4 protein-coding genes, 3 rRNA genes and 2 pseudogenes are annotated in these 13,271 nt (G+C 47.4%); 6 read left to right on the top strand and 3 right to left on the bottom strand.

Annotated features, from left to right (window positions below; translation table 11 throughout):
* Positions 1-152 precede the first annotated feature (152 nt).
* A pseudogene (locus MJO46_RS12520) lies at positions 153-263 on the bottom strand (IS630 family transposase); the annotation flags it as partial.
* 55 nt (positions 264-318) lie between these two features.
* Here MJO46_RS12520 and MJO46_RS12515 point away from each other — a divergent pair.
* From MJO46_RS12515 to MJO46_RS12495, 5 genes and pseudogenes are all read left to right on the top strand, one after another.
* Positions 319-577 (top strand): annotated as a pseudogene (locus MJO46_RS12515) (transposase); the annotation flags it as partial.
* Between the two features lie 844 nt (positions 578-1,421).
* Positions 1,422-2,964: ribosomal RNA gene (locus tag MJO46_RS12510) — 16S ribosomal RNA — on the top strand.
* A gap of 318 nt (positions 2,965-3,282) precedes the next feature.
* Positions 3,283-6,176: ribosomal RNA gene (locus MJO46_RS12505) — 23S ribosomal RNA — on the top strand.
* 197 nt (positions 6,177-6,373) lie between these two features.
* Positions 6,374-6,489, top strand: a 5S ribosomal RNA gene (rrf, locus tag MJO46_RS12500).
* Together the 16S, 23S and 5S rRNA genes form the textbook arrangement of a ribosomal RNA operon.
* A 251-nt stretch (positions 6,490-6,740) precedes the next feature.
* Positions 6,741-9,185, top strand: a complete 2,445-nt coding sequence (locus MJO46_RS12495) for an EAL domain-containing protein (protein ID WP_253989580.1) — start codon at positions 6,741-6,743, stop codon at positions 9,183-9,185.
* Here MJO46_RS12495 and MJO46_RS12490 read toward each other — a convergent pair.
* Entirely contained in the window at positions 9,142-10,125 is a 984-nt protein-coding gene (locus MJO46_RS12490; RefSeq protein WP_253989579.1) for an alpha/beta fold hydrolase, read from the bottom strand. The two genes, MJO46_RS12495 and MJO46_RS12490, sit on opposite strands and share 44 nt — an antisense overlap.
* A 91-nt stretch (positions 10,126-10,216) precedes the next feature.
* Positions 10,217-12,022, bottom strand: coding sequence for a DUF885 family protein (locus tag MJO46_RS12485; RefSeq protein WP_253989578.1), 1,806 nt, complete (start codon positions 12,020-12,022; stop codon positions 10,217-10,219).
* A 210-nt stretch (positions 12,023-12,232) separates the two neighbouring features.
* Between MJO46_RS12485 and add the strand changes: the two genes are divergently transcribed.
* On the top strand, positions 12,233-13,228 hold the full coding sequence (gene add, locus MJO46_RS12480; protein WP_253989577.1) for an adenosine deaminase: 996 nt from the start codon (positions 12,233-12,235) through the stop codon (positions 13,226-13,228).
* The last annotated feature ends 43 nt before the right edge of the window (positions 13,229-13,271 follow it).

Below are 13,271 nucleotides of genomic sequence, written 5' to 3'. Positions count from 1 at the left end.
AGAAGTGAAACGCAATCGCGCCGATGGTAGTGTGGGGTCTCCCCATGTGAGAGTAGGTCATCGCCAAGCGCCTAATTATCTCATTGAGATGTAACGAAGCCAGCTGAATAAGCTGGCTTTTTTGCGTTTAGTTTTAATCTAACTTTCTAAATCTGCTCAAGATTATCTTGATAATCTTTAAATAATCGGTTGGATGGGCAATGTTGTTGCCACTGCCAGTCTAATTCTATTGGATTAAGTTCTGGTGAATAAGGGGCAATTTTATCAATGTGACATTATGTGATCCAATTGATGTTCACTTTTTCAATCATACAAAATATGAATAATCATACCATCGCAGCCTTAGTAAAATCGGAGAAAAGCGCACGCAAACGTATGCGTTATCTTGCTTTACTTCAGTTCACTGAAGGTCATTCTCGGACCGCTATCGCAAGTATGCCCAAGGTCAGTAGAATCAGTGTTAATCGGTGGATCACCGCCTATTTACCTCAAGTTTGAGAGGTCTAGACGAACGCCTACTCTAGGCCGTCCTGCGACATTGTCCATTGCACAACAAGCTAAGCTTAAAGCGTTCCTATAGCACCAGAGCTGGATCCGATAGAGCAGGTATGGCAATGGCTGCGTCAAAATGTGCAGGATAGTAGTTGTTTTAGTGGCGATGAGGATATTATCGAGCGGTGTTCCATAGCTGGAATATCTTCATTGAGACGAAATTAAGAGAGATAGAATTGTGCCATAGGCAGTGAGCAGTTCTGATGCAGGTTATTACGAACTTAAGTTGCTTAATAAAACGAATCAAATCGCGATATCCAGATGTGAATAGTTTTTCTGAGTTTTTTGATAGGGCAGCAGATATCTTGCTGTCAAATGCTGTTGATGTGGATAAGTCTGGGGGTAACAAGTGGGTATGATGTGGCTAGATTGGCTAATCAAAATTAAATCCAAAAAACCTTAAAAAAGCCCTTGCACAAAATCTTCTGCTCCCTATAATGCGCATCCACTGACACGGCAGACGGCGCTAAGCTGCCTGATATGACAGTTCATCGATGAGTTTACTGATTGATGAGCGAAAAGAAAGTTTGCAAAAACTCCTTGACGCGAAGTGGGAAGTGCGTAAAATGCACGACCCTGAGTTGACGAGAAGTCAGCCCTAGCCAACTGGAAGCGTTCGGCGCTCAGTATGGTACTCACCTTCTCTTATGAGGTTGAGTTGCTCTTTAACAAGATAAAACAAGAAATCTGTGTGGACACTCACAGGTGTTGAGTTAATCGAAACTGCTTAACCTTAGGGTTGGCAGTCAAAGAATTAAATCAATGTAATAATGAGTGTTCATAGCAATATGTACAGTTTGTTTTGGCTTTTTAAGCTGAAACAAAAAATCAGAATTCATTGAGCCGTTTCTTCGGAAACAAAAAAACTTTAATTGAAGAGTTTGATCATGGCTCAGATTGAACGCTGGCGGCAGGCCTAACACATGCAAGTCGAGCGGCAGCACAAGGGAGTTTACTTCTGAGGTGGCGAGCGGCGGACGGGTGAGTAATGCCTAGGGATCTGCCCAGTCGAGGGGGATAACAGTTGGAAACGACTGCTAATACCGCATACGCCCTACGGGGGAAAGAGGGGGACCTTCGGGCCTCTCGCGATTGGATGAACCTAGGTGGGATTAGCTAGTTGGTGAGGTAATGGCTCACCAAGGCGACGATCCCTAGCTGTTCTGAGAGGATGATCAGCCACACTGGGACTGAGACACGGCCCAGACTCCTACGGGAGGCAGCAGTGGGGAATATTGCACAATGGGGGAAACCCTGATGCAGCCATGCCGCGTGTGTGAAGAAGGCCTTCGGGTTGTAAAGCACTTTCAGTAGGGAGGAAAGGTTGCAGTTTAATAAACTGTAGCTGTGACGTTACCTACAGAAGAAGGACCGGCTAACTCCGTGCCAGCAGCCGCGGTAATACGGAGGGTCCGAGCGTTAATCGGAATTACTGGGCGTAAAGCGTGCGCAGGCGGTTTGTTAAGCGAGATGTGAAAGCCCTGGGCTCAACCTAGGAATAGCATTTCGAACTGGCGAACTAGAGTCTTGTAGAGGGGGGTAGAATTCCAGGTGTAGCGGTGAAATGCGTAGAGATCTGGAGGAATACCGGTGGCGAAGGCGGCCCCCTGGACAAAGACTGACGCTCATGCACGAAAGCGTGGGGAGCAAACAGGATTAGATACCCTGGTAGTCCACGCCGTAAACGATGTCTACTCGGAGTTTGGTGTCTTGAACACTGGGCTCTCAAGCTAACGCATTAAGTAGACCGCCTGGGGAGTACGGCCGCAAGGTTAAAACTCAAATGAATTGACGGGGGCCCGCACAAGCGGTGGAGCATGTGGTTTAATTCGATGCAACGCGAAGAACCTTACCTACTCTTGACATCCAGAGAATTCGCTAGAGATAGCTTAGTGCCTTCGGGAACTCTGAGACAGGTGCTGCATGGCTGTCGTCAGCTCGTGTTGTGAAATGTTGGGTTAAGTCCCGCAACGAGCGCAACCCCTATCCTTATTTGCCAGCACGTAATGGTGGGAACTCTAGGGAGACTGCCGGTGATAAACCGGAGGAAGGTGGGGACGACGTCAAGTCATCATGGCCCTTACGAGTAGGGCTACACACGTGCTACAATGGCGAGTACAGAGGGTTGCAAAGCCGCGAGGTAGAGCTAATCTCACAAAGCTCGTCGTAGTCCGGATTGGAGTCTGCAACTCGACTCCATGAAGTCGGAATCGCTAGTAATCGTGGATCAGAATGCCACGGTGAATACGTTCCCGGGCCTTGTACACACCGCCCGTCACACCATGGGAGTGGGCTGCAAAAGAAGTGGGTAGCTTAACCTTCGGGGGGGCGCTCACCACTTTGTGGTTCATGACTGGGGTGAAGTCGTAACAAGGTAGCCCTAGGGGAACCTGGGGCTGGATCACCTCCTTACCTATACGACTAACTCGATGTTTGTTGAGTGTTCACACAGATAACTTGTTCTTGTAGAGCGAGTGGCACGTCTTAACGGCGATGCTTGTTCTTTAACAATTTGGAAAGCTGATAGTATTAAATACAATGATGTCTGTCGTTGTGTTGATACGAAAAAGGTTTAATGCGAGAGCATTAAACATTGAGTTCTCAAACACTTTATTAAGTGTCTTGAATATTCAAGTCTAAGGCGAGTCCATCTTCTTGGTCGAAGATGAGACAAGTAAAACCAGCTGGTCGCAATGCGGCACAGATGAGTGAAACTCATTTGGGTTGTATGGTTAAGCGACTAAGCGTATACGGTGGATGCCTTGGCAGTCAGAGGCGATGAAGGACGTAGTAACTTGCGAAAAGCGTTGGCGAGCTAGTAACAAGCATTTGAGCTAACGATGTCCGAATGGGGGAACCCGGCCGCATAAGCGGTCATCGCAACATGAATACATAGTGTTGCGAGGCGAACGAGGGGAACTGAAACATCTAAGTACCCTTAGGAAAAGAAATCAACCGAGATTCCCCTAGTAGCGGCGAGCGAACGGGGATTAGCCCTTAAGTCAGTGGGGTGTTAGTGGAATGCGTTGGGAAGCGCAGCGGCACAGGGTGATAGCCCCGTACACGAAAACTAACCATTGATGAAAACGAGTAAGGCGGGACACGTGACATCCTGTTTGAATATGGGGGGACCATCCTCCAAGGCTAAATACTCCTGACTGACCGATAGTGAACCAGTACCGTGAGGGAAAGGCGAAAAGAACCCCTGTGAGGGGAGTGAAATAGAACCTGAAACCGTATACGTACAAGCAGTGGGAGCGGTTCTTGAGACCGTGACTGCGTACCTTTTGTATAATGGGTCAGCGACTTACATTTTGTAGCAAGGTTAAGCGAATAGCGGAGCCGTAGGGAAACCGAGTGTTAACTGCGCGTTGAGTTGCAAGGTGTAGACCCGAAACCCGGTGATCTAGCCATGGGCAGGTTGAAGGTTGAGTAACATCAACTGGAGGACCGAACCGACTAATGTTGAAAAATTAGCGGATGACTTGTGGCTGGGGGTGAAAGGCCAATCAAACCGGGAGATATCTGGTTCTCCTCGAAAGCTATTTAGGTAGCGCCTCGAGCGAATACCATTGGGGGTAGAGCACTGTTAAGGCTAGGGGGTCATCCCGACTTACCAACCCTTTGCAAACTCCGAATACCAATGAGTACTACTCGGGAGACAGACGGCGGGTGCTAACGTCCGTCGTCAAAAGGGAAACAACCCAGACCGTCAGCTAAGGTCCCAAAGTGTATGTTAAGTGGGAAACGATGTGGGAAGGCTTAGACAGCTAGGATGTTGGCTTAGAAGCAGCCATCATTTAAAGAAAGCGTAATAGCTCACTAGTCGAGTCGGCCTGCGCGGAAGATGTAACGGGGCTAAACATACCACCGAAGCTACGGGTGCAGCCCATTAGGGTTGCGCGGTAGAGGAGCGTTCTGTAAGCCGATGAAGGTGAAGGGGTAACCCACGCTGGAGGTATCAGAAGTGCGAATGCTGACATGAGTAACGATAAAGGGGGTGAAAAACCCCCTCGCCGAAAGACCAAGGGTTCCTGTCCAACGTTAATCGGGGCAGGGTGAGTCGACCCCTAAGGTGAGGCCGAAAGGCGTAATCGATGGGAAACAGATTAATATTTCTGTACTTCCGCTAACTGCGATGGAGAGACGGAGAAGGCTAGGCTAGCGCGGCGTTGGTAGTCCGCGTTTAAGGTGGTAGGCTGATTTCTTAGGCAAATCCGGGAAATCTAAAGGCCGAGAGCTGATGACGAGGTCCTACGGGACTGAAGTAGTTGATGCCATGCTTCCAGGAAAATCTTCTAAGCTTCAGGTTAGCGGGAATCGTACCCCAAACCGACACAGGTGGTCGGGTAGAGAATACCAAGGCGCTTGAGAGAACTCGGCTGAAGGAACTAGGCAAAATGGTACCGTAACTTCGGGAGAAGGTACGCTCTTGTTGGTGATGAGACTTGCTCTCTAAGCTGACGGGAGTCGCAGATACCAGGTGGCTGCAACTGTTTATCAAAAACACAGCACTGTGCAAACTCGCAAGAGGAAGTATACGGTGTGACGCCTGCCCGGTGCCGGAAGGTTAATTGATTGGGTTATCGCAAGAGAAGCTCATGATCGAAGCCCCGGTAAACGGCGGCCGTAACTATAACGGTCCTAAGGTAGCGAAATTCCTTGTCGGGTAAGTTCCGACCTGCACGAATGGCGTAATGATGGCCACGCTGTCTCCAGCCGAGACTCAGTGAAGTTGAAATTGCGGTGAAGATGCCGTATACCCGCGGCTAGACGGAAAGACCCCGTGAACCTTTACTATAGCTTGGCACTGAACATTGAACCTACATGTGTAGGATAGGTGGGAGACTATGAAGTTGGAACGCTAGTTCTGATGGAGTCGTCCTTGAAATACCACCCTTGTAGTTTTGATGTTCTAACCGAGGCCCCTAATCGGGGTTCGGGACAGTGCCTGGTGGGTAGTTTGACTGGGGCGGTCTCCTCCCAAAGAGTAACGGAGGAGCACGAAGGTTGGCTAAGTACGGTCGGACATCGTACGGTTAGTGCAATGGCATAAGCCAGCTTAACTGCGAGACAGACACGTCGAGCAGGTACGAAAGTAGGTCATAGTGATCCGGTGGTTCTGAATGGAAGGGCCATCGCTCAACGGATAAAAGGTACTCCGGGGATAACAGGCTGATACCGCCCAAGAGTTCATATCGACGGCGGTGTTTGGCACCTCGATGTCGGCTCATCACATCCTGGGGCTGAAGTCGGTCCCAAGGGTATGGCTGTTCGCCATTTAAAGTGGTACGCGAGCTGGGTTCAGAACGTCGTGAGACAGTTCGGTCCCTATCTGCCGTGGGCGTTGGATGATTGAGGGGAGTTGCTCCTAGTACGAGAGGACCGGAGTGAACGAACCGCTGGTGTTCGGGTTGTCATGCCAATGGCATTGCCCGGTAGCTACGTTCGGAATCGATAACCGCTGAAAGCATCTAAGCGGGAAGCGAGCCCCAAGATGAGTCATCCCTAGGTCTATAAGACCTCTAAAGAGCCGTTCGAGACTAGGACGTTGATAGGCATGGTGTGTAAGCGTTGTGAGGCGTTGAGCTAACATGTACTAATGACTCGAGAGGCTTAACCATACAACCCAGATGGGTTTTACTGAAAATGTTCCAGACATTTTCTAGCACTTCCTCCGTCCATGGAGGTCGTACTAAGCGAACTTAGACAGAATATAAACACTTAATGAAGTGTGAACTCAAAGAGAGTCTTAGCTAAATAAGACAGTCAGCTTTCCGAATTATTATTTAATGCTAAGGCATTAAATAAACCGAATTTGCTTGGTGACAATAGCATTGTGGTCCCACCTGATCCCATCCCGAACTCAGAAGTGAAACGCAATCGCGCCGATGGTAGTGTGGGGTCTCCCCATGTGAGAGTAGGTCATCGCCAAGCGCCTAATTATCTCATTGAGATGTAACGAAGCCAGCTGAATAAGCTGGCTTTTTTGCGTCTGTGATTTTTATGTTTGAACTGCAATTTCCTGATATCCATTATTGTTCTACCTTTATACTCTGATGTTTCAGCAGAATTTCAATATTTGTTGAGGATTGCTATAGGTTTCAATTAAGTCTTTTTGCTTAGTCGGTGTTTTCCCGTTAGCATACTGGCCTATTCTTCATTTTATTAAAGGTTGTCGGGCGCCGATGCTTCGTAAACTTTCTCTCGCTGTATTGATCCCACTGTGTATGCTGACACTTTATTTAGTGTTAGTCGTGGGTGAGTACCTGTATGAGAGTGATCAAGTTCGTGGTGAGCTTGCCGAGCGTCAGGTAAATCAGATTAAGCAGCAATTATTCAGAATGCAGACGGTTGTGCAATCGGCACAAGCTTTACAGGATGTGGAGCGTATTGAGCAGGAAGTCTCCTTGGCCGCGCTAGATATGAGTATTATGGTGTATATTTTAGTCGATGCGGATAGTCGGATTCGTTTCGCTAATCATACGGTTTGGCGTGATAGCAATGCAATCCAAGTAATTGATGGTTATGATGTAACGAAACATCATGCCGTTGTTCAATCCTCCCTACAACAGATATCCGTCAATCTCGAACGGTTAACTATTCAAGCTTATTATCCGGTAGTGCCGCAATTTCCTGGTGCTGTGGAGTTGATCTATCTTGAATCCGATCTTGCTCCCCTAGTTTCTGAAGCTTCTGCCAAATTACAGCAACGTTTTATCCGTGTCTGGGGACTCGGCGGTCTGTTATTGATAGGTTTTACGTTAATTCTTTATTACCTTTTGATCCGTCCATTTAAAATTTTGAGCGAGACGGCTAAACAGGTCGGCACCGCCGCATTTTCGACTCAAATACCTTGGAGTTCTACGGAGGTTTTATCCCTTCAATCTAGCCTGCAACAGGTTCATGAACGTTTAGGTCGTGCCGTTAAGCAATTGAATGACAGCGAACAGCGTTGGCTATTTGCAGTGGAAGGTTCACGCAATGGTATTTGGGATTGGGATATAGGCACGGGTGAGGTGTTTCTCTCGGATCGCTGGAAGGAGATGATTGGCTATGCGCCGGATGAGCTTGAGGGTTCTTTTCAGATTTGGGAGACGCGTTTACACCCTGAGGACCGGCAAACGGTTTTAGATAGCTTGCAGGAATATTTGAGTGGTAAGAGTAAAGAGTTTGAGAGTGTTCATCGACTTAAACACAGAGATGGACATTATATTTGGGTGCTCGATCGTGGCATGCTAGTCGATTGGGATCATCAAGGGCGTCCGACACGTATGATAGGAATTCATGTGGATGTCTCTGAGAGTGAGAAGAACCATGCTGCCATCGCCCAACTCGTTGAAAACTCTGTTGCGGGGCACCGCATGTTACCCGCGACATTTATGGATCGTTTGTCTCAATTTCTTGTTCAACGAAATAGCACGGGCCATTGGGGCGGATTTTTCTTTGTTGAAGTCGAGTGCTTTGGGGTGGCGGACTCCCTCACGCCACATGAACTTGAACGGTTATTTGCCCAGCTTGGCGCACGGTTATCGAGTTATTTTGCTGAGAATATTATCGTTGGCCATTTAGAGGCGGGACGTTTTGTCCTGCTTTCCAAAGAGTTGGGTGTCGATGCAGAAATGGCGGGGCGCCGAGGCTTAGCTTTGGCGACAGAGTTAAGGCAAATCATCGCCCGTCCTTTCCATTATGCTGAACATCATTTCGAACTGAATTCCAATGTGGGGATTTATTTACTCGATAGTGTTGAGACCTTAGAGCCCTCTACTGTGTTATATCGCGCAAAACTCGCTAAGCAAGCTGCTAGGTTACAGGAGCAAGCGGGGTGTGCTTTCTATCATGTGGATTTAGATAAACGTCAAAGTCGTGATGAACTCCTGCAGCAAGAGTTGAAGACGGCGATAGAGCAAGATAAGTTGTCATTGGTTTTCCAGCCTGTGGTTGATGTAAATGGGGATATTATTTCTGCAGAAATATTATCCCGCTGGTATCTAGCTAATGGCGAAGTGATTGCACCCGCTGAATTTATCCATCTGGCTGAGCGTAGTGGTTTAATTGCGGCCTTAGATCTGAGCGTCTTTAAACGAGCCTGCCTGTTACTGCAGCAAGCGAAAGGCCAAGGCCTAGTGTTGCCACGAATGACAGTCAACATTAGCTCATTATCATTTTGCCAAGCTGATTTTATTGAGCATTTATTGGAGTTGGTTAGTACTTATGCTCTTGATGCGAATCAGTTGGGGGTTGAACTCACTGAAACGACATTCTTAATGCAAGAAACCTTTGTGAATGAACGTATCAGTAAATTGTTCGCTGCAGGTGTGCCCATTGTCTTAGATGGCTTTGGTGTGGGCCAAAGTGCTTTAAGTTGCCTAATGAAATACCCCATAAGTGAAGTGAAACTGGATATCAACTGCGCGGCTATGGCTTCATCACTGTGGCAAAGTGCTTTAATCCAGTCGCTACAGGCATTTGAGATACAACTAGTGGCTAAAGGGATTGAATCGGTTAAGCAGCAACAGGTTTTTACTGCCCTTGGCTGCCGTGCGTATCAAGGCTATTGTTTTAGTCGCCCACTCAATTACACTGATTTTAAACAGCTTGTTTGTCCTCGTCCTTTATTACGTAGCGTGTAAAGAACTCGAGCGCATAATTTAAGGCCTGATTTCGATAGGCGTCTTTTTCCATAAAAATCTCATGGGCAGCCCCCGCAATTACTTTTAATTGGCAGTGAGAACTGACGGCAAGATTTTGTGCTGCATTATCAACAATTTTATCTTCGCTGGCCTGCAGGATCAGTATGGGAGTGCGGATATGTGTTGTGGCCAATACGCAGGAATCAGCCGCATCTAAAGACTCAGTTAGCCAGCGATTGGTCGGCGAGCCGAGTTGGAGTTTTGGAGCTGCTTCATATAATTCCCTATAGGCTTGATACCTTGCCTGGCTGTGGGTTAAGTCATTTCCTTTAAATGGTACGGCTTTATAATTTTGCCCACTGAGCACAAAATTAGGTTCGCCACCATTAAGGCTAGTGTCTAACTTACTCGCCAACCAGCGAACAAACCCCTTTGGCATTGGCAGTTTGATACCGTACATAGGCGCAGAAAATGCCGCCGCGGTGAAAATATCTGGATGCTGTTTTAAATATAAAGTGCCAATGGCGCCCCCCATAGAATGCCCGAGTAGGAACAGAGGTTGCGCGGCTTGGTTAAGTACGATTTTGTGCATAAACAGCGCAAAGTCATCGATATAATCATTAAATCTACGCACGTGGCCCATGTGTGGATTGATTGTCATCCGTGCCGACAGCCCTTGGCCGCGGTGATCTATGGCATAAACAGAATAGCCCTGTTGGTACAAGTCAAATACCAGTTCCTGATACTTTAAATAGGATTCAACTCGGCCACTGCTAAGGACTATGCTGGCGTGCGCTTTGGGATGTAATGCCACCATATAGGCCAAAGTGATACCATCAGCTGCTGTTAATGTTCCTTGAACTACGGTTTGCCAGAAGGCTTGCTGCTCTGAGGTATTTAAATCGTGTTCGGTTGAAAATACAGTGGTAGCTTGGCTCATACGCTGTCGCACATATCTTGGCAAAAAGGTTTGCTAGAGTGTAACAGAGAACTATAGGAGTCTGAAAATGCAGACTCCTATAGAGCTAGTTTTATGACTTGGCTTTTTGAGTTGCGATAAAGTCATCTATCTGCTCTTCGAGTATCCGCATGGGAACGGAACCATTTGCGAGCACGGCATCATGGAAGGCGCGAATATCGAATTTGTCGCCGAGTTCCTGTTCTGCCTTAGCTCGTAACCGCTTGATCGTTAATTCGCCAATCTTGTAGGACAATGCTTGCCCTGGCCAAGTGATATAGCGGTCAATCTCAGTGGTGACATTGTGTAATGATAGGGCGGTATTGCTGGCCATAAAATCGATGGCCTGCTCTCGACTCCAACCCTGGGCATGCATCCCAGTGTCAACCACGAGGCGAGCTGCACGCCACATCTCATAGGTTAGGCGGCCAAAGTTACTGTAAGGATCTTGGTAGAATCCCGCTTCCAACCCTAAATATTCGCTATATAAACCCCAACCTTCACCAAAGGCTGAGATATAACCATAGCGGCGAAAATCGGGTAATGCGCTGAGTTCTGAGTTGAGTGATATTTGCAGATGATGCCCCGGGACGGCTTCATGCAGGGTTAAGGCTTCTAATTCGTAGAGCGGCCGTTTATCTAGGGCATAGGTATTAACCCAATAATAACCGGGCTCGTCATCGCGGTTAGATCCCGAATAGCGGCCAGAGGTATATTTAGGTGCGATTTCAGCGGGAACGGGGGCGATTCCATAGGGTTGGCGAGGCAATTTACCAAAATATTTGGGGAGCATGGCATCGGCTTTTTTCGCTATAAATGCGGCCTCTTTGAGTAACTGATCGGCACTGGTGGTGTAGAACTGGGGATCGGTGCGTAGAAAATGTAAAAAATCGGCAAAACTGCCCTTAAAGCCAACGGATGCGATGATTTGCTCCATCTCTTGGCGGATGCGTTGCACTTCTTTTAAGCCAAGTTCATGCACTTGCGCCGATGTCATATCGAGGGTGGTGTAATAACGGACGCGATTCTCATAAAACGCTTTCCCTGCGGGTAGACTGCTGGCGGCAATGTTCTCCCGCGTATTGGGCATATATTCCTGTGTCATAAAGTCATAGAAATTCTGATAAACAGGTAAGACAGTCTTTTCGACTAGGGCTCGGCCTTCTTGCGTTAATTGGACTTTCTGCGCTGCAGTAAAATGGCTTGGGTATTGAGTAAATGGCTTGAAATAACTACTTTTTTCAACGGGAACTATATAGGCACTGATACTATTTTCAAACCCAGTTAACGTGGCTTTAGGCGGAGTTATACCTTCGGCTAAGCCTTGTTTTAACCAATGGGTCTGCTGGGCAAAGTAGGTGGGTAGGGCTTTTAGCTTGTCGATGTAATTTTGATAGTCTTCTAGGGTATTAAAGCGAGCCTGTGCAATCGATGAAATATAGGCGTGGAAGCCGCTTTCAGCTGTGATTGGCAGGTAATAATCTTTGTATTTATAGAGATCTACATCATTTTGGATCTGATCTTCGAGTATCTGAGCGTTAATCTTATCCTCTTTACTCAGCTGGCTGCGATCGAGCGCTTTCAATTGGCTTAAAATCGCAATTTGGCCTTGATTGAGTTTGGTTAAGGCTTCGGGAGAAAGATCTTGAAGCTTTCCTGCCGCACTCTTGTCCCCCATGCCATAGGCCATCTCTGGGCTGGCACTGAGCTGTAATTGCCAGCTTTGGTCAATAATGGCTTGTAGTGCTGGGGAGATTGGACTGGCTTGAGATGGGGACGTCACGATGACTGCAGATGGAGGGTTTTGTCCCTGAGGAGCGCTGACGCTGCAGGCGCTTAAAGCACAAATCAATAGACTAGGGGTTAAGAGTTTATGCATGATCATTCTCTGATATTTTCGTTGTTATTGAACTCATTATGCCTGAGGATTTAGGCAGATCCTTGTATGGATATTAAGCGGAATTGTGACTGAATGTGAATTTAAATACCTTTAACTCATAAATGCCCCTAAAAATGCGTGTTAAACTTAGGGTCCGCCCGCGACCAAATAACAAAAGCATTGGCTGGGTAGTTCAAATAGGGGTTAATTATGATTGATACATCCATTCCCTTGGTGGATCTGCATCGTCACTTAGACGGTAACGTGCGGGTGAACACCATTTGGGAGCTAGGACACCAACACGGCATTGCGCTACCTGCCGATTCTTTAGCAACGCTCGCACCGTTTGTGCAAATTCAGGGGAAAGAAACTAGCCTAGTTGCCTTCTTAAAGAAGCTTGATTGGATGGTTGCCGTTCTCGCAGATTTGGATGCGGTTAAACGCGTTGCCTATGAAAACGTCGCCGATGCGGCGTTATCTGGCTTAGATTATGCCGAGTTACGTTTTAGTCCTTACTATATGGCGATGAACCATAAGTTACCGATTGAAGGCGTAGTTGAGGCAGTGATCGACGGCGTTAAAGCGGGCTTAAAAGACTATAACGTGAAGATCAATTTGATTGGCATTATGTCACGTTCATTTGGTCAAGCGGCTTGTACTCAAGAACTGGAAGGCTTACTCGCCCATAAACAACATCTCGTGGCTATGGACTTAGCCGGTGATGAATTGGGCTTCCCAGGCGAGTTATTCAACGAACACTTTAAACGTGTTCGTGATGCTGGTCTGGCGATTACCGCTCACGCCGGTGAAGCCGCGGGGTCACAGAGTATGTGGCAAGCGATTCAAGAACTTGGTGCTACTCGCATTGGTCATGGGGTGAACGCGATTCACGATCCTCAGCTGATGGAATATCTTGCTAAGCACAGTATTGGCATCGAGTCTTGCCCAACCAGTAACTTGCATACTTCTACTGTTGCTTCTTACGCTGAGCATCCCTTTAGAACTTTTATGGATGCCGGAGTACTCATTAGCCTTAATACCGATGATCCGGGTGTGAGTGCTATCGACATTAAGCATGAGTATCGTATTGCTAAGTCGGAACTCAAGTTAACCGATGCCGAGCTTGCCCAAGTGCAACGTAACGGCGTTGAAATGGCCTTTTTATCGGACTCTGAGCGTAAGGCGCTGTATGCCGCTAAAGCGTAAAAGGTCTGATTAATCGCAATAAAAAATCCGACCTTAAGTCGGA

Source organism: Shewanella sp. KJ2020 (assembly GCF_024197625.1).
Lineage (GTDB): Bacteria > Pseudomonadota > Gammaproteobacteria > Enterobacterales > Shewanellaceae > Shewanella.
This window is presented reverse-complemented; position numbering and strand designations above follow the sequence as displayed.